Annotated in this window: 18 protein-coding genes; 12 read left to right on the plus strand and 6 right to left on the minus strand. The window is 73.2% G+C overall.

The genetic code is table 11. The annotated features are described in order from the left end of the window. Positions 1 to 79: 79 nt before the first annotated feature. Positions 80 to 781, minus strand: a complete 702-nt coding sequence (locus tag BIV23_RS43680; RefSeq protein ID WP_071386557.1) for a FadR/GntR family transcriptional regulator — start codon at positions 779 to 781, stop codon at positions 80 to 82. Positions 782 to 977: 196 nt separating this feature from the next. On the opposite strand from BIV23_RS43680, the gene BIV23_RS43685 reads away from it, so the two are divergent. Genes BIV23_RS43685 through BIV23_RS43720 form a run of 8 tightly spaced genes read left to right on the plus strand, consistent with a single transcriptional unit; the run spans position 978 to position 8753 of the window. Further along, on the plus strand, positions 978 to 2042 hold the full coding sequence (locus BIV23_RS43685) for a sugar ABC transporter substrate-binding protein (protein ID WP_071386558.1): 1065 nt from the start codon (positions 978 to 980) through the stop codon (positions 2040 to 2042). Then, positions 2039 to 3529: a sugar ABC transporter ATP-binding protein gene (locus tag BIV23_RS43690; protein WP_071386559.1), complete on the plus strand. Its 1491-nt coding sequence runs from the start codon at positions 2039 to 2041 to the stop codon at positions 3527 to 3529. Before BIV23_RS43685 ends, BIV23_RS43690 begins: the two co-directional genes overlap by 4 nt. Then, on the plus strand, positions 3522 to 4550 hold the full coding sequence (locus BIV23_RS43695; protein WP_071386560.1) for an ABC transporter permease: 1029 nt from the start codon (positions 3522 to 3524) through the stop codon (positions 4548 to 4550). The genes BIV23_RS43690 and BIV23_RS43695 overlap by 8 nt, the downstream gene beginning before the upstream one ends. Positions 4551 to 4602: 52 nt before the next feature. Beyond that, positions 4603 to 5967, plus strand: a complete 1365-nt coding sequence (locus BIV23_RS43700) for an L-fuconate dehydratase (protein ID WP_071386561.1) — start codon at positions 4603 to 4605, stop codon at positions 5965 to 5967. Beyond that, positions 5964 to 6719: an SDR family NAD(P)-dependent oxidoreductase gene (locus BIV23_RS43705; RefSeq protein WP_071386562.1), complete on the plus strand. Its 756-nt coding sequence runs from the start codon at positions 5964 to 5966 to the stop codon at positions 6717 to 6719. The genes BIV23_RS43700 and BIV23_RS43705 overlap by 4 nt, the downstream gene beginning before the upstream one ends. Next, positions 6716 to 7687: an aldo/keto reductase gene (locus BIV23_RS43710; protein ID WP_071386563.1), complete on the plus strand. Its 972-nt coding sequence runs from the start codon at positions 6716 to 6718 to the stop codon at positions 7685 to 7687. Before BIV23_RS43705 ends, BIV23_RS43710 begins: the two co-directional genes overlap by 4 nt. Next, positions 7684 to 7932, plus strand: a complete 249-nt coding sequence (locus BIV23_RS43715) for a hypothetical protein (RefSeq protein ID WP_071386564.1) — start codon at positions 7684 to 7686, stop codon at positions 7930 to 7932. The genes BIV23_RS43710 and BIV23_RS43715 overlap by 4 nt, the downstream gene beginning before the upstream one ends. Further along, entirely contained in the window at positions 7929 to 8753 is an 825-nt protein-coding gene (locus BIV23_RS43720) for an amidohydrolase family protein (RefSeq protein WP_071386565.1), read from the plus strand. The genes BIV23_RS43715 and BIV23_RS43720 overlap by 4 nt, the downstream gene beginning before the upstream one ends. On the opposite strand, the gene BIV23_RS43725 is transcribed toward BIV23_RS43720, so the two are convergent. Next, the gene (locus tag BIV23_RS43725; protein ID WP_071386566.1) at positions 8741 to 10162 is read right to left on the minus strand and encodes a lipase maturation factor family protein; all 1422 of its coding nucleotides are present in this window, start codon (positions 10160 to 10162) and stop codon (positions 8741 to 8743) included. The two genes, BIV23_RS43720 and BIV23_RS43725, sit on opposite strands and share 13 nt — an antisense overlap. 128 nt (positions 10163 to 10290) lie before the next feature. On the opposite strand from BIV23_RS43725, the gene BIV23_RS43730 reads away from it, so the two are divergent. From BIV23_RS43730 to BIV23_RS43740, 3 genes are all read left to right on the plus strand, one after another. Beyond that, entirely contained in the window at positions 10291 to 11541 is a 1251-nt protein-coding gene (locus BIV23_RS43730; RefSeq protein WP_071386567.1) for a DUF6777 domain-containing protein, read from the plus strand. 87 nt (positions 11542 to 11628) lie between these two features. Beyond that, a complete protein-coding gene (locus BIV23_RS43735; RefSeq protein WP_071386568.1) occupies positions 11629 to 13716 on the plus strand; it encodes a SpoIIE family protein phosphatase in 2088 nt (695 codons plus the stop codon). Between the two features lie 32 nt (positions 13717 to 13748). Next, positions 13749 to 14612, plus strand: a complete 864-nt coding sequence (locus BIV23_RS43740) for an Fpg/Nei family DNA glycosylase (protein ID WP_071386569.1) — start codon at positions 13749 to 13751, stop codon at positions 14610 to 14612. 29 nt (positions 14613 to 14641) lie between these two features. Here BIV23_RS43740 and BIV23_RS43745 read toward each other — a convergent pair whose 3' ends face one another. The 3 genes from BIV23_RS43745 to BIV23_RS43755 form a co-directional block, all read right to left on the minus strand. After that, complete coding sequence (locus tag BIV23_RS43745; RefSeq protein ID WP_071386570.1) at positions 14642 to 15301, minus strand: zf-HC2 domain-containing protein; 660 nt, start codon at positions 15299 to 15301, stop codon at positions 14642 to 14644. 154 nt (positions 15302 to 15455) lie between these two features. Beyond that, the gene (locus tag BIV23_RS43750; protein ID WP_071386571.1) at positions 15456 to 15971 is read right to left on the minus strand and encodes a hypothetical protein; all 516 of its coding nucleotides are present in this window, start codon (positions 15969 to 15971) and stop codon (positions 15456 to 15458) included. A gap of 151 nt (positions 15972 to 16122) precedes the next feature. Then, complete coding sequence (locus BIV23_RS43755; protein WP_071386574.1) at positions 16123 to 16692, minus strand: sigma-70 family RNA polymerase sigma factor; 570 nt, start codon at positions 16690 to 16692, stop codon at positions 16123 to 16125. A gap of 214 nt (positions 16693 to 16906) precedes the next feature. On the opposite strand from BIV23_RS43755, the gene BIV23_RS43760 reads away from it, so the two are divergent. Beyond that, entirely contained in the window at positions 16907 to 18064 is a 1158-nt protein-coding gene (locus BIV23_RS43760; protein WP_071386572.1) for a CapA family protein, read from the plus strand. Here the strand turns inward: BIV23_RS43760 and BIV23_RS43765 are convergent, their stop codons facing one another. Continuing rightward, positions 18065 to 19501 (minus strand): amino acid permease, encoded by a 1437-nt coding sequence (locus BIV23_RS43765; protein ID WP_071386573.1) that lies wholly within the window; start codon positions 19499 to 19501, stop codon positions 18065 to 18067. Positions 19502 to 19724 lie beyond the last annotated feature (223 nt).

Raw genomic sequence — 19724 nt, forward strand, 5'->3', positions numbered from 1 at the left:
GCCCACGCGGCGGAGCCGCACATCGACGGAGCCCCCCTTCGGGGCGCTGCCGAACCGCACCGGACTTCGCCGGACCCGCTCAGGGCCCGAGCTGGCCCCGCAGCCACTCCTCCACCTCGCCGACATGCGAAGCCGCCGCAGCCCTCGCCGCCTCCGGATCCCGGGCGACGAGGGCGCGGTGGATCGCCGCGTGCTCGCGCCGTGTGCGCGCGAACGCGCCCTCCTCCTGGTAGCCCCGCCACACCCGGGCCCGGAAGGTGCGCGAGGACAGCCCCTCCAGGATCGCGGCCATCGTCTCGTTGCCCGCCGCCGCGGCGATCTCGCGGTGGAAGGCGAGGTCGTGGGCGAGGATCTCCTCGGGGTCGTCGGTGGCGTTCATCGCCGTCAGGTGCTTCTCCACGGCGGCCAGTCGGCTGTCGCTGATGCGCGCGGCCGCCAGTGCCGTCGCCGTCGACTCCAGGATCCGCCGCACCTCCAGCAGCTCCACCAGCCGCGGCCCCCGGGACAGGTCGGCGACCACTCCGAAGGTCTCCAGCAGGTCGCCGGCCTCCAGCGCGGTCACGTAGATGCCGGAGCCGTGCCGGGCCTCCAGGACGCCCAGCACCGTCAGCGCGCGGATCGCCTCCCGCATCGAGCTGCGCGAGATCCCCAGCCGGGCCGCGAGATCCCGCTCCGTGGGCAGCCGCTGGCCCGGCTCCAGCCGGCCCTCGGCGATCATCGCCTTGATCTCCTCGATGGCGCGCTGGGTCACCGTGCCCTTCTGCGGGGCTGCCTCGTCCACGCCACTCCTCCAGTCACCCGGTGCCGACATCCGGTCACCCGGTGCGCCGCAGTCTAACCAGCGGAGTGGTCCGACCACTACGGCGCGGAGGGGCGGGTTTTCGTTGCACGAGGGTGTTGTCACGGTACATTGGTCTGATAAGTATGCGGCGTCTGCTCGAACAGCCTCGACATCACCCTCAACGAGGAGCCGCGAGATGCCCGCCAGCACAGTGAGGAAGCGCAAGCGGTCACGGATCATCGGCGTGGCGGCCCTGGCCGCCGGCGCCTCGCTCATGCTCGCCGCCTGCGGCAGCACCAAGGACACCGCGAGCGCGGGCAGCGGGGGCACCGGCGAGGTCGGTGTGATCCTGCCGCTGCTGACCTCGCCGTTCTGGCAGTCGTACAACGACTACGTGCCCACGATGGCGAAGTCCGAGGGAGTCCAGGTGCTGAAGACCGTCAACTCCAACAGCGACCCCTCGCAACAGATCACCGACATCGACAACGAACTCACCCAGGGCGTCAGGGGACTGGTGGTCGCCCCGCTGGACAGCGCCGCCGTCCAGGCCGGGCTCGACCAGGCCGAACGCAAGGGCGTTCCCGTGGTCGCCGTGGACGTCGCGCCCGACAAGGGCAAGGTCGCCATGGTGGTGCGCGCCGACAACGTGGCGTACGGCACCAAGGCCTGCGACTACCTCGGACAGCACATCACCAGCGGCAAGGTCGTGCAGATCATGGGCGACCTCGCCTCGGTCAACGGCCGCGACCGCTCCGAGGCCTTCCGGTCCTGCGTGAAGAAGAAGTACCCGAAGCTCACCGTGCTGGAGATCCCCGCCAAGTGGGAGTCGGACACCGCCGCCGCCAAGCTCGACACGCTGCTGGGCGCCAACCCCGACATCAAGGGGATCTACCTCCAGGCCGGCGGCGTCTACCTCGCGCCGACGCTGCAGACCCTGAAGTCCAAGGGCATGCTCAGGACCGCCGGGCAGCAGGGCCACATCGCCATCGTCTCCAACGACGGCATCCCGCAGGAGTTCGACGCCATCCGCAAGGGCCAGATCGACGCCACGGTCTCCCAGCCCGCCGACGCCTACGCGCGGTACGGCCTGTACTACATCAAGGCGGCCATGGCCGGGAAGACGTTCAAGCCCGGACCCACCGACCACGGCTCCACGATCGTCCGGCTGCCCAGCGGCATCCTGGAGGACCAGCTGCCCGCGCCGCTGGTCACCAAGGCGAACGTGGACGACCCCAAGCTGTGGGGCAACACGGTCAAATGAGTACACCGCTCGTGGAAGCCCGGGGCGTCGTCAAACGGTACGGCCCCACCGTCGCCCTCGCCGACGGCCGGCTCACCGTCCTCGCGGGCGAGTCCCACGCCCTGGTCGGCCGCAACGGCGCCGGCAAGTCCACCCTGGTCAACGTCCTCACCGGACTCCAGACCCCGGACGAGGGCACCGTCCGCTTCGACGGCCGGCCCGCGCCCGCGCTCGCCGACCGGGACGCCTGGCGCCGCAGGGTCGCCTGCGTCTACCAGAAGCCGACGGTCGTCCCGGACCTGACCGTCGCCGAGAACCTGTTCCTCAACCGCCAGCCCACCGGCCGCGGCCTCATCAGCTGGCGCCGGCTGCGCCGTGAGGCCGCCGAGCTGCTCGGCACCTGGGACGTGCACGTCGACCCGGAGGCCCGCACCGCCGACCTGCGGGTCGAGGACCGTCAAATGGTCGAGATCGCACGGGCGTTGAGCCTCGGCGCCCGCTTCATCGTGCTCGACGAGCCCACCGCCCAGCTCGACAACCGGGAGATCGAACGGCTCTTCACCCGCATGCGCTCCCTCCAGGACTCCGGCGTCACCTTCCTGTTCATCTCGCACCACCTCCAGGAGGTGTACGAGGTCTGCCAGACCGTCACCGTGCTGCGCGACGCCCGCTGGATCACCACCGCCCCGGTCGCCGACCTGCCGAAGGCGGACCTGGTGGAGGCCATGGCGGGGGAGTCCGTGGCCGAACAGACCGTAGCGCGGCGGCAGGCCGGGGAGAGCGCCCCGGTCCTGCTGGAGGCGCACGGACTGACCTCACCGGCGTACGACGACGTCGGCCTCACCGTGCGGCGCGGCGAGGTCGTCGGACTCGCCGGCTCCAGCGGCAGCGGCAAGACCGAACTCGCCGAGTCGTTCGCCGGACTGCACACCCCGACCGGCGGCACCGCCCGACTGGACGGCGAGCGGCTGCCGTTCGGCGACGTCGGGGCGGCCCTGCGGGCCGGCGTCGGCTGCGTCCCGCGCGACCGGCACGAGCAGGGACTGGTGTCCGGCATGAGCATCGGCGACAACGTCACGCTCAGCGTGCTGGACCGGCTCGGCCGGGCCGGGTTCGTCGCCACCGACCGGCGTCGGCGCTTCGCCGCCGGCCTGATCGACCGCCTCGACATCCACGCCGAGGGCCCCGACCAGCCGGTCCGCGACCTCTCCGGCGGCAACGCGCAGAAGGTCGTCATGGCCCGCGCCCTCGCCGGTGACCCCCGCCTGCTGGTCCTGATCAACCCCACCGCCGGCGTCGACGTGAAGTCGAAGGAATCGCTGCTCGCGCGCATGGACAACGCCCGTGACGACGGCACCGCCGTCCTCGTCGTATCCGACGAACTCGACGACCTGCGCCGCTGCGACCGCGTCCTCGTCCTCTTCCACGGCCGCGTCGTCGCCGAGCACCCGGCCGGCTGGCGCGACCACGAGCTGATCGCCTCCATCGAAGGAGTTGACCATGGCTGAGACCCGGGCGGCCCCGCCGCTCGCGCCGACGAAGACCCCGGACGCGCGGTCGGCCCGGACCGTGCTGCTGCGCCGGGCCCGCGAACTCGCCCTCGTCCCCGCGCTGTTGCTGCTCATGGTGCTCGGCACCGTGGTCAACGACTCCTTCCTGACCGAGCGCAACCTGATCTCCGTCCTCGGCGCCTCCGCCGCGCTCGCGATGGTGGTGCTCGCCGAGTCCCTCGTCCTCATCACCGGCAAGTTCGACCTGTCGCTGGAATCGGTGGTCGGCATCGCCCCGGCCATCGGCGCCCTGCTGGTGCTGCCCGCCGCCCAGTCCGGCTGGGGCACCCGGTGGCCGACCGCGCTCGCCCTGCTCGCGATCCCCGTGGCCGGCGCGGCCATCGGCGCCTTCAACGGCGTCCTCGTCGTGAAGTTCCGGCTCAACGCCTTCATCGTCACCCTCGCGATGCTCATCGTGCTGCGCGGCCTGCTCGTCGGCGCCACCAAGGGCAAGACCCTGTTCGGCATGCCCGACAGCTTCTCCTCGCTCGCCACCACCACCTTCCTCGACGTCCCGCTGTCCGTGTGGCTCGCCGCGGTCGCCTTCGCCGTCACCGGGTTCCTGCTCAAGTACCACCGCACCGGCCGTGCCCTCTACGCGATCGGCGGCAACGCGGACGCCGCCCGCGCCGCCGGCGTCCGCGTGGACCGCGTCATGCTCGGCGTGTACGTCGTCGCCGGAGTCCTCGCCTCGATCGGGGGCCTGCTCCAGACCGGCTACGTCGGCGCGATCAGCGCCAACCAGGGCCAGAACATGATCTTCACCGTGTTCGCGGCCGCGGTGATCGGCGGCATCAGCCTGGACGGCGGCAAGGGCACCATGTTCGGCGCCCTGACCGGAGTCCTGCTGCTGGGCGTCGTACAGAACCTGCTCACGCTCGCCCAGGTCCCCTCGTTCTGGATCCAGGCCATCTACGGCGGCATCATCCTCGTCGCCCTCATGATCGCCAGGGTGACGACGGGCCGCGCCCAGGACTGACGGTCGTCCTCGACGACGGGCCGTCACGTCTCCGACGACCGAAAGGACTTCAGTGTCCCAGGCCCCCGCCCGCGTCATCGCGGTCGACACCCACGACATCCGCTTCCCCACCTCGCGCGAGCTGGACGGCTCCGACGCGATGAACCCGGACCCCGACTACTCGGCGGCCTACGTCGTGCTGCGCACCGACGCCGCCGACGGGATCGAGGGACACGGATTCGTCTTCACCATCGGGCGGGGCAACGACGTCCAGGTCGCCGCGATCGACGCGCTGCGCGACCATGTGCTCGGCCGCGACGTGGCGGCGCTGTGCGCCGACCCCGGGGCGCTCCTCCGGGACCTGATCGGCGACAGCCAGCTGCGCTGGCTCGGCCCCGAGAAGGGCGTGATGCACATGGCGGTCGGGGCCGTCGTCAACGCCGTCTGGGACCTCGCCGCCCGCCGGGCCGGCAAGCCGCTGTGGCAGCTGCTCGCCGACGCCGAACCCGAGTGGCTGGTCGCCCAGATCGACTTCCGCTACCTCACCGACGCCCTCACCCCCGACCAGGCCCTCGACCTGCTCAGAAGGGGGAGAGAGGGCGTCGAGGAGCGCCGGGCGCGGCTGCTGGAGCGCGGCTTTCCCGCCTACACCACCTCTCCGGGCTGGCTCGGCTACGACGACGACAAGCTCGGCCGGCTCGCCGCGCGGGCCGTCGCCGACGGCTTCACGCAGATCAAGCTGAAGGTCGGCGCCGACCTCGACGACGACATCCGGCGCTGCCGGGTCGCCCGCGCCGTGATCGGCCCCGGCATCCGGCTCGCCGTCGACGCCAACCAGCGCTGGAACGTGGACGAGGCGATCCGCTGGACCCGGGCCCTCGCCGAGTTCCGCCCGTACTGGATCGAGGAGCCCACCAGCCCGGACGACGTCCTCGGCCACGCCGCGATCCGCCGCGCGGTGGCGCCCGTGAAGGTCGCCACCGGCGAACACGTCCACAACCGGATCATGTTCAAGCAGCTCCTCCAGGCCGGCGCCCTCGACATCGTCCAGATCGACGCGGCGCGCGTCGCCGGCGTCAACGAGAACCTCGCCGTCCTGCTGCTCGCCGCCCGGTTCGGCGTGCCCGTGTGCCCGCACGCGGGCGGCGTCGGCCTGTGCGAACTCGTCCAGCACCTCTCGATGTTCGACTACCTCGCCGTCGCGGGCACCACCGACGACCGGGTCGTGGAGTACGTCGACCACCTGCACGAGCACTTCGTCACCCCGGTCGTCGTCCGCGACGGCCACTACACGGCCCCCACCGAGCCCGGCTTCTCGGCCGCCCTGCGCCCGGAGTCCGTCGCGCGCTACACGTTCCCCGGCGGCACCTACTGGGCCGCCGACCCCGACACGCGGACCACCACGCAGACCTCCACGCAGAAGGGACAGGCCGCATGAGCGACTTCGCGGGTCTGAAGGCCCTGGTCACCGGCGGCGCCTCCGGCATCGGCCGGGCCACCGCCGACCTCCTCGCCGCCCGCGGCGCCCGGGTCGCCGTCCTCGACCGGGACGTCACCGGCGTCGGCAAGCCGCTCCTGGCGTACCGCGCCGACGTCACCGACGACACCTCGGTGCGTACGGCGGTCGAGCGCGCCGCCGAGGACCTCGCCGGGCTGGACGTCCTGGTCAACAACGCCGGCATCGGCGCCCAGGGCACGGTCGAGGACAACGACGACACCGAGTGGCACCGCGTCTTCGACGTCAACGTCCTCGGCATGGTGCGCACCGCCCGCGCCGCCCTGCCGCGGCTGCGCCGCTCCTCCCACGCCGCGATCGTCAACATCTGCTCCATCGCGGCCACCGCCGGACTCCCGCAGCGCGCCCTGTACAGCGCCACCAAGGGCGCCGTGTACGCGCTGACCCTCGCCATGGCCGCCGACCACGTCCGTGAGGGCATCCGCGTCAACTGCGTCAACCCCGGTACGGTGGACACCCCGTGGGTCGGCCGGCTGCTGGACGCCGCCCCGGACCCGGCCGCCGAACGCGCCGCCCTGGCGGGCCGCCAGCCCACCGGGCGCCTCGTGACCGCCGCCGAAGTCGCGGGCGCCATCGCCTACTTGGCCGGCCCGCTGTCCGGCGCCACCACAGGCACCGCGCTCGCCGTCGACGGCGGCATGCAGGGCCTGCGGCTGCGCCCGGCGGGACAGTGAGCACGCTGGGCCGCAGCGGCGTCGAGGTCACCCCGCTCGGCTTCGGTGCCGCGCCGCTCGGCAACCTCTTCGCCCCGCTGGACGACGAGCGGGCGGGGGAGGCGGTGGCGGCGGCCTGGCAGCGGGGCGTCCGGTACTTCGACACGGCCCCGCACTACGGCCTCGGCCTGTCCGAACGCCGCCTCGGCGCGGCCCTGCGGGCGTACGACCGTGCCGACTACACCCTCTCCACCAAGGTGGGCCGCCGCCTCGAACCCGCCGACGGCACCGGCGACGACCTGGCGAGCGGTTTCGCCGTCCCCGCGACCCACCGCCGCGTGTGGGACTTCAGCGCCGACGGCGTCCGCCGCTCCCTGGAGGCGAGCCTCACCCGCCTCGGCCTGGACCGCGTCGACGTCGTCTACCTGCACGATCCCGACGACCACGCCGAACAGGCCTTCCGCGAGGGCTATCCGGCACTGGAGAAGCTGCGCGCCGAGGGCGTGGTGGGCGCGATCGGCGCGGGCATGAACCAGACGGAGATGCTCACCCGGTTCGTCCGCGACACCGACGTGGACGTGGTCCTGTGCGCGGGCCGCTACACCCTGCTCGACCGGAGCGCCGGCACCGAACTCCTCCCGCTGGCCGCCGAGCGCGGGGTGTCGGTCGTCCTCGGCGGCGTCTTCAACTCGGGCCTGCTGGCTGACCCGAGGCCGACCGCCACGTACGACTACACCCGCGTTCCGGACGAGTTGCTGGCGCGCGCCCGGCGCCTTCAGACGATCGCCGGGCGGCACGGCACCACGCTGCGGGCCGCCGCGCTCGCCTTCTCCGGCGCCCACCCGGCCGTCGCCTCCCTCCTGGTCGGCGTCCGCTCGGCGGCCGAAGCGCACGACTGCGCCGACCAGTTCACGGCCGACGTGCCCGCCGCGCTCTGGGCGCAGCTGCGGGAGTCCGGCATGCTGCCCCGCGAGGAGGGCCCGTCATGAGAGTCGCCCTGCACACCACGGTCCGCGGCGACCGGATCGCCGCGAGCGCAGCCGAGCGTGGGCGAGGGACCGATCTGTTCCCTCTGCTCGAATGCGAGGACTACGCCCGGCTGCTCGCCGAACTGGAGCAGCTGCCCGTCAACGTGGCCTGGCAGGCCCGCATGGCCGAACCGCTCGACGTCGTGGACGACGACTCCCGCGGCGGCGCCGGCGCCGGGCTGCCCGTCGTCCGGGAGCTGCCGTGACCGTCGACGCCCACCACCACGTCTGGGACCTCTCGGTACGGGACCAGGACTGGATCCCCGAACACAGCCCGCTGCGGCGGGACTTCGCCCTCGCCGACCTCGAACCGCAGGCGCGCGCGGCCGGGGTCACCCGCACCGTCCTCGTCCAGACGGTCACCGTGCCCGAGGAGACCCCCGAGTTCCTGGCCCTGGCCGACGGCCACGGACTGATCGCCGGCGTCGTCGGCTGGACCGACCTGACCCGCCCGGACATCACCGGCGAACTGGCCCGGCTGCGCCGGCTCCCGGGCGGCACCCGTCTGAAGGGCCTCCGGCACCAGGTCCAGGGCGAACCCGACCCGCGGTGGCTGCTGCGCCCGGACGTACGCCGGGGCCTGACCGCGCTCGCGGACGCCGGACTCGTCTACGACCTCGTCGTCCTGCCCCACCAGCTCCCGGCCTGCGTCGAGGCCGCCCGGTCGCTCCCCGGACTCACCTTCGTCCTCGATCACCTGGGCAAGCCGCCCATCGCCTCCGGCGCCCTCGAACCCTGGGCCACGCACCTGCGTGCCCTCGCCGCCCTGCCCAACACGTACGGCAAACTCTCCGGCCTGGTCACGGAGGCCGACCCCGCCTCCTGGACCGTGGCCGACCTCCGCCCGTACACCGAGACCGCCCTCGCCGCCTTCGGCCCGGACCGCCTGATGTTCGGTTCGGACTGGCCGGTGTGCACCGCGGCCGGGACGTACGGCGAAGTCCTCGACGCGACGACCCGGTTGCTCGGCCCCGCCGAGCGCACACGCGTACTGGAGACCACCGCGACCCGCGTCTACGACCTCTGAACCACCCCGGCCAGCCGGGTCGGCGGCAGATACGCGCGGACGTAGCTCCGCTCCCAGCACGCGCCCGTCTCCCGCAGCTCCCGCCACGAGGTGTAGCGGTAGCGGAAGAGGCGGGCCCGGACGAAGCGGGGCGGGGTGTCCGGCGGGAACGGGGAGCGGCGCAGCAGGCGCAGGGTGTCGCGGTCGTTCTCCAGCAGCCGCTCCACCAGGGCGCCGAACCAGTCGCCCGCGTAGGCGGGGGACAGCGCCGCGAACCACATCAGCCAGTCCAGCCGCAGATGGTAGGGCGCGAACTGGCGCGGCCAGTGCCGCACGTCCCCGGGCTTGCCCCGGAACTCGTACTCCCGCCAGTCCGCGTCCTCGCGCGGTACGTCGTCCAGCGTGCCCTCGACGACCACCTCGTAGCGGATCCTGCTGACGCTGCCGAACGCGCCGTAGGTGTTCACCAGGTGCAGCGGGTCGAAGGAGCGGTTCATGACCTGGCGGCGCGAGACCATGTTCGTCACCGGGTGGTAGCTCAGGAAGAGCAGCAGCGCGGCGAGCGCGAGCACCACGATCTCGTACCAGAGCGGCGCCGACGGCACGGACGGCACGGAGCCGGGGAGCCGGAGCGCCGACAGGGCCAGCACGATGGTGATCCAGTTCAGCCAGGAGAAGTTGCCCGACAGCACCAGCCACAGCTGGGTGACGATCATCAGCGCGGCGGCGGCCGAGGCGACCGGCTGCGGGGTGAACAGCAGGACCGGGACGACCAGTTGGGTGACGTGGTTCGCGGCGACCTCGGCCCGGTGCAGGGGCCTCGGGAGGTGGTGGAAGAACCAGCTCAGCGGGCCCGGCATCGGCTGGGTCTCGTGGTGGTAGTAGAGGCAGGTCAGCTTCCGCCAGCAGGCGTCGCCCCGCATCTTGATCAGCCCGGCGCCGAACTCCACCCGGAACAGGATCCAGCGCAGCAGGAACAGCACCACGACCGGCGGCGCCACCTCGCCGTTGCCGAGGAACGCGGCCAGGAACCCCGTCTCCAGCAGCAGCGACTCCCAGCCGAACGCGTACCAGGTCTGGCCCACGTTGACGATCGACAGATACAGCGCCCAGGGCACCAGCCACAGCAGGATCCCGGCCCAGAGCGGCAGCAGGGAGTCCGCCCCGGCCAGCAGCGCCGCGGACACGGTGCAGCCCGTCCAGGCGCAGCCCGCGAAGAAGCGGTCCGAGTAGTGCAGTTGGAACAGGCTGGGTACCCGCCGGAACGGCGCCCGCGCCACGAAGAGGGGGATCGGCAGCATGCCCCGCTCGCCCAGCAGGGCGCGGAACTGCCGGGCCGCCGTCAGGAAGGCGACCAGGTACAGCCCGGCCAGAGCGCGCTGGAGGACCAGCCGGCTCAGCCAGTAGTCGGGAGCGGTGAACCAGTTCACGGCAGCGCGCCCTTCGTCGCGGCCACACCGCGGGGGTCGTCTCCATCATGACCGCCCCCGAGTTGCCAGCCAAACGGGTGCAAGGCAGACAATAGGGGGAAGTCACCCACAGTGATGCGGAGTGTACGGTGCGGATACCCACCGGATCCATCGTCGCGGCCCTGGCGCTCTCGGCCCTGCTCCTCGTGGCGGGCTGCGTCCGCCCCGGCGACAAGGTGGCCCGGATGGGCGTGGAGGTCTACCTCCAGCCCGCCGCCGCACAGGGGCCCGATCCCTTCACCGCCTCCACGGTCACCGAACCGGATCCGCCGGCCCGCCCGGGCACCACCGGCCCGACCACGTCCCCCGGCACGGCCGGCGGCACCCCGAGCGCGTCTCCCGGCGCGGGCGGTGTCGACCCGGCGGCGAGCGCCGCCTCCGCCATGCCCCCGCGCGCACCCGCCGTCGTCGTCCCCGTCACGCCCGCCGCCTCGGCCTTCCTCGGCGCGGGCGTCATCGGACCGGACGCTTCCGTGATCCCCCAGCCGGCGCTGCCCGCCGGGCCGGCCGTCCTGCCCCTGCGGGCGGTGCGCTCGCTGTCCGGGGCGACCCCCGGTCTCTACGGCGGCACCGCGCACGTCTCCGGCTGCGACGTCGAACGGCAGATCGCCTATCTGGGGGCCGACCGGGACCGCGCCGGCGCCTTCGCCCGCGCGCAGGGCATCTCCGCGCCGGCCCTCCCCGGCTATCTGCGCGGCCTCGCCCCGGTCCTGCTGCGCGCCGACACCCGGGTCACCGGCCACGGCTACCGCGACGGGCAGGACGCCGCCTACCAGGCCGTGCTCCAGGCCGGCACCGCCGTCCTCGTGGACGACCGGGGCATGCCCCGGCTGCGCTGCGCCTGCGGCAACCCGCTGGGGCCGCCCGCCCCGGGCCGCGGCGGTCTCGGCGCCCGCGGCCTCTCCTGGCCCGCATACCGGCCGGACCAGGTCGTCGCGGTGACCCCGGCCCCTCGCGCGGTCGCCAGCCTCACGATCGTCGACGTCCTGACCCGCACCTGGATCGAACGCCGGATCGGCCACGACGTCCGCCGCGACCAGGTCGTCCCCGCCCCGGCCTCCTCGGCCACCGGGCTGCGCCCGGCCGACCCCGGCCACGCCAGTACCACTCCGCCGGCCGGGATGCCGTCGTACAGCCTGCTTCCCAGTGCCCTGTCGAGCGCCGCGGCGTCCACCGGCCCGGCCGCGCCCGGCCGCCCCAGCGCGCCCGCGGGCCGTACCGCCCCGGCCCCCGGGCTGGTCGGCCCGCAACCGTCGCCGTCCCTCGGGCTCACCCTGGACAGGCCCGACGCCTCCGACCCGCAGTACGACGACGGCCCGTCCTCCGGCCCGGATGCCTGAGCGGTGGCGGCGCGCTCTGCCCCAACAGGTCCTCGAAAGCTTCCCGATCAGGTCGAAGAATCCGGTAAATGCTGGCAAGGTGGCCCCATGGCTGATCGGGGAGCGCGTGCCCTCTCACTCCCGGAGGACCGGCCCGCCCACCCGGACCCGATTCTGGCGCTCAACCGCATGGGGACGTTCGACTGGGACCTGGACACGGGCCTGTTCCACATGGACGCCCAGGCCCACGAGGTGTTCGACCTGCTGCCCGAGGAGTACGACGGGCGTCCCGAGTCCCTCGCCGTCCGGGTGCCGCCGCCGGAGGCCGCCCGGCTGGACGCGGTGGTCGCCCGGGCCATCAAGGACGGCAGCGAGAACTACGGCGCCTACTTCCGCATCCGCCGCCGCGACGGCAGCACACGCTGGACCCGCACCCAGGGCTACATCCGCCGCGACGCCACCGGCCGCCCGCGCCGGGTCATCGGCATCGTCCGCGACGCCACCGACGAACTCGCCGACAGCGGCGCCCGCAGCCTGCGCACCGCCCAGGACGAGGCGTTGCGCCAGCAGGCCGGCATCGTCCAGGCCGTCTCCGCCGCCCTCGCCCACGCCCGCACCGTCCAGGACGTCATCGACGTCCTCAAGGACACCCACGGCGTGCGCAACCTCGGCGCGGCCAGCCTGGTGATGGGCCTGGTGGAGACCGGCCGGATCCGGCTCGTCGCCGAGGGCCCCGCCACCGCCTCCGTCCCCGGCACCCAGATCACCCGGATCGACGAGCCGTACCCGATGAGCGAGGTCGTGCGCACGCTGCAGCCGCGGTTCATCGAGTCCCCCGAGGAGTTCGCCGAGGGCTTCCCGATCCTCTGGCCGCACCTCACCGACCTGCACATCACCTCGGCCGCCTATCTGCCGCTGATCGCCCAGGCCCGCCCGATCGGCGCGATGGGCCTGCTCTACGACGACCGGAGCGGCTTCTCCGCCGAGGAGCGCGCCGTCCTGGTCGCCCTCGGCAGCAGCATCGCGCAGAGCCTCCAGCGGGCCATGCTCTACGAGCAGGAGAAGGACCTTGCCCAGGGCCTCCAGCAGGCCATGCTGCCGCGCACCATCCCCAGCGTGCGCGGCGCCGACATCGCCGTGCGCTACCGTGCCGCCACCGTCGGAGGCACCGTCGGCCGGGACATCGGCGGTGACTGGTACGACCTGATCCCGCTGCCCGGTGGCAGGGTCGGCGCGGTCATCGGCGACGTCCAGGGGCACGACACGCACGCGGCGGCCGTCATGGGTCAGCTGCGGATCGTGCTGCGCGCCTACGCCGCCGAGGGACACACCCCGGCCACCGTGATGGCCCGCGCCTCCGTCTTCCTGTACGAACTCGACACCGACCGCTTCGCCACCTGCCTGTACGCCGAGGCCGACCTCGCCACCGGGGTCGTCCAGGCCGTCCGTGCCGGGCACATCGACCCGCTGGTCCGGGACGGCGACGGCGGCTGCCGCCGGATCCCGGTCCAGGGCGGGCTGCCGCTCGGCCTGTCCGCCGAGTTCGGCCGGCTGGAGTATCCCGTCACCACCCTCGAACTCGACCCCGGGCACACCCTGCTGCTGTGCACCGACGGCCTCGTCGAGCGGCCCGGCGCCGACCTCGACGACGGCATGCGCGGCCTCGCCCGGCTTGTCGGGGAGGGCCCGGACGACGTGCGGGACCTCGCCGACCGGCTGATCCGGCTGGCCGAGGAGCGCGGCGGCGACGACGACGTGGCGCTGCTCCTGCTGCGCCGCCGCGTCCCGGAGACGCCCAGGGCCGGCGGGCGGCTCCAGCAGCAGGTGGCCCCCGGTGACCCGGAGGCCCTGGCCCAGGCCCGGCACATGGTCCGCGCCGCGGTCCGGGCCTGGGGCGCCGGGGACCGGGCCGACGAGATCGAGCTGGCCGCCGACGAGCTGATCACCAACGCCCTGCTGCACACCGAGGGCTCCGCGATCGTCACCCTGCGGGCGCTGGACGGCGGCGACCACCGGCTGCGCGTCGAGGTCGAGGACTCCTCCAGTGCCCTGCCACGGCGCCGCGACGCGGGCGAGGACGCCGTCTGCGGCCGCGGGCTGCTCCTCGTGGACCGGCTCGCCGACGGCTGGGGCGTGGAGGCACGCGGCGGCGGCAAGGCGGTGTGGTGCGAGTTCCGGATGCCCAGCCACACGTGACCCCCCCGTGCGCCGGATGGCACTCTGGACGTATGCCGGAACTGCCCGAAGTGGAAGCGCTCACGGACTTCCTGACCGAGCACCTGGTCGGCCGTGAGGTCGTGCGGGTGCTGCCCGTCGCCGTCAGTGTGCTGAAGACGTACGACCCGCCGGTCGGCGCGTTCGAGGGCAGCCGGATCACCGCCGTGCGCCGGCACGGGAAGTTCCTCGACGTCGCGGGGGACTCCGGCCTGCACCTCGTCACCCATCTGGCCCGCGCGGGCTGGCTCCGGTGGAGTGACCGGCTGCCGGACGGTCCGCCCAGGCCGGGCAAGGGCCCGCTCGCGCTGCGCGTCGCGCTGGAGACCGGCGCGGGCTTCGACCTCACCGAGGCCGGCACCCAAAAGCGCCTCGCGGTGTATGTCGTGCGCGACCCGCACGAGGTCGAGGGCATCGCCCGGCTCGGCCCGGACCCGCTCGCCGACGACTTCGACGAGGAGCGCTTCGCCGCCCTGCTCCAGGGCGAACGGCGTCAGCTGAAGGGTGCCCTGCGCGACCAGTCCCTGATCGCGGGCGTCGGCAACGCCTACAGCGACGAGATCCTGCACGCCGCGAGGATGTCCCCGTTCAAGCTGGCCGCCACGCTGACCCCGGAGGAGACCGGGCACCTCTACGAGGCGCTGCGCAGCACGCTCACCGAGGCGGTCGAGCGGTCCCGGGGCCTTGCCGCCGGGCGGCTGAAGGCCGAGAAGAAGAGCGGGCTGCGGGTCCACGGCCGTACCGGCGAGCCCTGCCCGGTGTGCGGGGACACCGTCCGCGAGGTCTCCTTCAGCGACTCCTCGCTCCAGTACTGCCCGACCTGCCAGACGGGCGGCAAGCCGCTGGCGGACCGCAGGCTGTCCCGGCTGCTGAAGTGAGCCCCGCGACGCCCCGGTCCCGAAGTGCCTCAGTCCTGCGGTGCCTTGAGGCTCACCAGGGGTTGGCCGTCGGTGGTGCGGACGTCGTAGCGGGCGATCTGGTCCGGGTGCAGCGGGGAGGACCCGAGCGCGGTGAAGATGCCGGCGGCCCGGCCGGACTGGGTCCAGGTGCCGGCGACCTGTTCGGAGCCGTCCCGGCCGACGATCACGAACCGGCAGGTGTGCGGGCCGGTGCGGTCCTTGACCTTCAGCAGCAGCCGGCTGCCGGAGTCCTCGTCGTCGGCCGCGACCTCGGCCCACACCCCGGTGCGCGGATCGGTCGCCGCGGTGACGCGCGCGGCCGGCTCGTCGTGGCCGGTGAAGGCCACGAGCCCGGAACCGGCCGCGGCCAGCACCACGGAGGCGGCCAGGCCGTACAGGAAGCGTCGGCGGCGTGCCTGCTGCCGGCGCACGACCTCGCCGAGCAGCCGCTCCAGCAGCCGGGGTCCGGGCTGCGTCATGGGGTGCACAAAGCGCGGTGTCGCCCGGCGGTACAGCATCAACTGCCGTGCGGCAGGGCCGAATTCGGTCACCTGTGCCGCGCACTGAGGGCACTCCATGAGGTGGTCCTCGAAGCGGAAGGCGTCCGCCTCGTTCAGCACGCCGAGCGCGTACGCGCCGACGTCGCGATGCCTTTCCTGGGACCTCATGCCGAATCCTCGTGCCGATGGGTGCGGGTGGGGTTACTCCTTGTTGCTCCCACCCGTACGCAGCCGACAGCCGAATCACTCAAGCCACCCGCAGAATCCCGGACAGGAGATTCGGAGCAGCGCGGTCCCCGGATTGGTCCGTTTTCCAAAAAACTCAGAACAACTGGATCGCCAGGTGCCCGAGCGGCAGCCCGAGCCGCCAGGCCGCGGTCCACACCTTCGGCCCGTCGTCCTCGCCGAACACCCCCGGGCCGCCCGGCACCGCGTCCAGGTCCGGTGCGAGCAGCTCGGTCTCCTCCAGCCAGCGCCAGGCCTGGGCCGCGAGGGCGAGGTCGGGCGAGCGGGTGCCGGCCGCCCCGGCCTGGACGGTCAGCTCGGCCATGCGCGTGCGCACCCACTCCTGCCACTGCTGGTCGTACGCCGTCAGCGACAGCCAGGTCTCCAGCTGGGAGATCACGCGGATGCCGGACAGCTCCCCGTCGGTGTCGGAGAGGAAGACGGTCAGCGCCAGCGCGTCCCGGCCGGCCCGGAACTCGAAGGACGTCGGCGGCATGAGGTCGCCGGTGCGCAGCAGTTCGTCGGCGATGTACTCGGCGTACAACCAGGCCATGGGGACGGCCAGTTCACCGCCGTCGGTGCCGTCCGTGCTCTCGTGTCCTCTGTGCAGCATCCCTTCCCGCCCTTCCTCCGGTGCGTGCGCGTGGCCCGGCTCCGTCGGGGCGAAGGCCCCGGCCCGCCCGGAAACGCGGATGAGGACAGCCCATTGCCCCGACGGGGGCCTCAGCAAGGCGCTTTGCCGAGGTTTGACCCGGACTCCGGTTTCAGTGCAGGTCGGCCGAGTAACCCGGCAGGACCCGGCGCAGCGCACGCAGCGCGTAGAACGCGCGAGATTTCACGGTACCGGGTGGTACGCCCAGGGTCTGCGCCGCTTCCGCCACACTGGCCCCGAGGAAATACACCAGTACAAGGACGTCACGGTGCTCCGGCGTGAGTGTCTTCACAGCCTCGCGCACATCGAGCATCTGCGCGGCCCGTTCGGCGTGATCGGCGCTCACCCGGGCACTCTCGGGGACCTCGCCGCCGGCCTCGGGCGGCCGTGCCCGCCGTGCTCGCCGGGCGTCGATCGCGAGCCGCCGGGCGACGGTCAGCAGCCAGGGCCGTACCGAGTCGAAGCCGTCGGCGTGCAGGGCCTCCGGATGCTGCCAGGCGCGCACCAGGGTCTCCTGGACGAGGTCCTCGGCGCGCTGGCGGTCCCCGTCGCAGAGCCGGAGCAGCAGGGCGAACAGGGGGCCGCCGTGCTCGCGCTGGAGCGCGGCCAGTTCGTGTTCGGCGGTCGTCGTCCCACGGGCCGGTGCGGCCGGCCGGTGGGTGTGCGGGGATGCGGCCGTCATGGCCGTATGGCAGCGCGGCGCGCCGCCGGGGGGCAGGGGGCGGGCGCGTCCGTGCGACGGGCGGTCGATCGCGTCGGCGAACGGTCGCACGAGCGGGCTTCGCGGGGAACCGGATGGGCTAAGGAGGCCGCCGGTCCGTTTATCCGCGGAGCGGACTCCATACCCATGTGAAGGTGATGGATAGTCAGTAAATACGATTTTATGAGGTGAGCTGATGTTCGGACGCAGACACCTGGTGGCCCTGGCCCTGACCGCCGCCCTCACGGCCGCGGCCGCCGGCGCCAACCACGTACGGCAGGAGTCCGGGCACCCCGCCCCGGCCGGCTCCGCCCGTTCCCTCGGCCGCGGCTTCACACTCATCGCCTCCGGGGACGTCCTGCCGCACACCTCCGTCATCGACCGGGCGGCCTACTACGCCGGCGGGCGCGGCTACTCCTTCGGGCCCATGCTCACCGACATCGAACCCGTCATCTCCCGTGCGGACCTGGCGCTGTGTCACCTGGACACCGCCTTCGGCGCCGACGGCCACTACGCCGGCTACCCCGTCTTCACGTCGCCGCCGCAGATCGCCCGGAGCCTCGCCGACGCCGGCTACGCCGACTGCGCCACCGCCTCCAGCCACGCCCTGGACGACGGTGCCGCCGGCGTCCGGCGCACCCTGGACGTCATGGACGAGGCCGGGCTGAGACACACCGGCACCGCCCGCAGCGCGGCCGAGGCCCGCTCGGTCACGATCCTCAGGGCCGGACCGGCCAGGGTCGCGCACCTGGCGTACACCGTCGGCACCGACGGCCGGCCGCGGCCGGCCGGCAAGCCCTGCGCGGTCAACGTGCTCGACGAGCGGCGGGTGATCGCCGACGCCCGCGCCGCCCGGCGGGCCGGTGCCGACGTGGTCGTGGTCTCGGTGCACTGGGGCACCGAGTGGCAGCGCGAGCCGAGCGAGCGGCAGCGCGCCCTCGCCCGGCGGCTCACCGCCTCCACCACCGCCGGCCGCCCGGACATCGACCTGATCCTCGGCACCCACCCCCACGACCCGCAGGCCTACGAGAAGGTCAACGGCACCTGGGTGGTCTACGGCCTGGGCGAACTGATCGCCGGAGAGCTGGCCGACCGCCGGGGGATCCGGGCCCCGCGCGGCAACGCGTCCACCCTCGGCCGCTTCACCTTCGCCCCGCCCGCCGGGCCGGGCGGTCGCTGGCGCGTCACCAGGGCCGAGTTCCTCCCGCAGTGGTACGACCTCGACTCCGGGCGTGTGCTCGACGTGAACCGGGCCATCGCCCGCGGCGCCCGGCTGGAGGCGGTGCGCGACCGCGTCCGGGAGGTGGTGCTCAGCCGCGGCGCCGACCAGGACGGCCTGACCATGGGGAAGTGATCAGCGCGTCGATCCGTCGGCGGACGGCTGCCCGGCCAGCGCCGAGCGCTTGTAGGAGTAGCCGAAGTAGACGACGCACCCGATCACGAACCACACGGCGAACCGCACCCAGGTCTGCCACTGCAGATACGTGATCAGCCAGATCGAGAAGAGCACGCCCAGCGCGGGCACCACCGGCATCCCCGGGGTGCGGAAGGTCCGCGGCAGCTCCGGCCGGCGGTAGCGCAGCACGATCACGGCCGTGCACACCACCACGAACGCCAGCAGGATGCCGATGTTCGTCAGCTCGGCCGCCGAGCCGATCGGCACGAACCCGGCGATGGCCGCCGAGCCCGCCCCGACGATCCAGGTCACCCGGGTCGGCACGTGCCGGGTCGGGTGCGTCCTGGCGAACCACTTCGGCAGCAGCCCGTCGCGGGACATGGAGAACCAGACCCGGGTCACGCCCAGCATGAACGTGAACATCACGGTGAGGATACCGATGACGGCGCCCACCGCGATCACGTCCGCCAGCCTGTCCAGACCCACCGACTTGAACGCCGTCGCGAAGCCGCTCTCCTTGTTGATGTGCCGGTAGTTCTGCATGCCGGTCAGCACCAGACAGGCCGCCACGTACAGCACCATCGAGATCGCCAGCGAGTAGAGGATCGCCTTCGGCATGTGCCGCTGCGCGTCCTGCGACTCCTCGGCCGCCGTCGACATGGCGTCGTAGCCGAACACCGCGAAGAACACCGTGGCCGCGCCGGTGAAGGCGCCGCCGATGCCGTACGGGAAGAACGGGTGGTAGTTCGCGGTGTCGATGTGGAAGAGGCCCACCCCGATCACCATCAGCACCACCAGTACCTTCAGCCCGACGACGAGGGTCTCGAAGCGGGCCGCGCTGCGGATGCCCAGGTTCAGCAGCCAGGCGATCAGCAGGCACAGGATCGCGGCGAACAGGTCGACCCGGTGCCCGTCACCGGTGCCGGGCGCGCCCAGCATCCAGTGCGGCAGGTGCACGCCCGTCTCCCCGACCAGGAAGCTGAAATAGCCCGAGATGCCGATCGCCACGACCGCCACGATCGCGGTGTACTCCAGCAGCAGGTCCCAGCCGATGAACCAGCCCGCGAACTCGCCGAGCACCGCATAGCCGTAGGTGTACGCCGAGCCCGCCTTCGGGATCAGCCCGGCGAACTCGGCGTACGACAGCGCCGCGCACGCGCTCGCCGCACCGGCGATCAGGAACGACACGAGCACCGCGGGGCCGGCCGTGCCGTTGGCCACCGTGCCGGCCAGGGTGAAGATGCCGGCGCCGATGATGCCGCCCACGCCGATGGCGGTGAGCTGCCACAGGCCCAGCGACCGGTCCAGCCGCGGGCCCTCGCGGACCTCCGTGTCCTCGATGTGCTCGATGGGTTTGCGGCGGAGAATCCCTTCACCCGCGCGGAGCCTGTCCATGAGCCTCACCTCTTCGCCGACGGCAAACGGCTGACGGCGGATCATGATGGCTCAGCCACGAACCGTACGGAAGACGCCACGCACGACCCCGCGGGGAAGGCGGGCGGGGGGCGGGGCGGGGGGCGGAGCCCGGAGAGGGCCGCCCGGCCTTCCCACCGTGACAACGGCCCCGCGCCCCACGCCGTACCCCGTCGGGCGGCGGATCCAGGCCGCCTCGCCACCG

The organism is Streptomyces monashensis, assembly GCF_001866665.1.
GTDB lineage: Bacteria > Actinomycetota > Actinomycetes > Streptomycetales > Streptomycetaceae > Streptomyces > Streptomyces monashensis.

Bases quoted from the DNA above. Each gene is read 5' to 3' on its own strand.
- BIV23_RS43740 (WP_071386569.1), top strand. From the start codon at position 13,749: ATGCCGGAACTGCCCGAAGTGGAAGCGCTCACGGACTTCCTGACCGAG.
- BIV23_RS43690 (WP_071386559.1), top strand. From the start codon at position 2,039: ATGAGTACACCGCTCGTGGAAGCCCGGGGCGTCGTCAAACGGTACGGC.
- BIV23_RS43765 (WP_071386573.1), bottom strand. From the start codon at position 19,501: ATGGACAGGCTCCGCGCGGGTGAAGGGATTCTCCGCCGCAAACCCATC.
- BIV23_RS43755 (WP_071386574.1), bottom strand. From the start codon at position 16,692: ATGACGGCCGCATCCCCGCACACCCACCGGCCGGCCGCACCGGCCCGT.
- BIV23_RS43735 (WP_071386568.1), top strand. From the start codon at position 11,629: ATGGCTGATCGGGGAGCGCGTGCCCTCTCACTCCCGGAGGACCGGCCC.
- BIV23_RS43745 (WP_071386570.1), bottom strand. From the start codon at position 15,301: ATGAGGTCCCAGGAAAGGCATCGCGACGTCGGCGCGTACGCGCTCGGC.
- BIV23_RS43750 (WP_071386571.1), bottom strand. From the start codon at position 15,971: ATGCTGCACAGAGGACACGAGAGCACGGACGGCACCGACGGCGGTGAA.
- BIV23_RS43715 (WP_071386564.1), top strand. From the start codon at position 7,684: ATGAGAGTCGCCCTGCACACCACGGTCCGCGGCGACCGGATCGCCGCG.
- BIV23_RS43695 (WP_071386560.1), top strand. From the start codon at position 3,522: ATGGCTGAGACCCGGGCGGCCCCGCCGCTCGCGCCGACGAAGACCCCG.
- BIV23_RS43705 (WP_071386562.1), top strand. From the start codon at position 5,964: ATGAGCGACTTCGCGGGTCTGAAGGCCCTGGTCACCGGCGGCGCCTCC.
- BIV23_RS43760 (WP_071386572.1), top strand. From the start codon at position 16,907: ATGTTCGGACGCAGACACCTGGTGGCCCTGGCCCTGACCGCCGCCCTC.
- BIV23_RS43685 (WP_071386558.1), top strand. From the start codon at position 978: ATGCCCGCCAGCACAGTGAGGAAGCGCAAGCGGTCACGGATCATCGGC.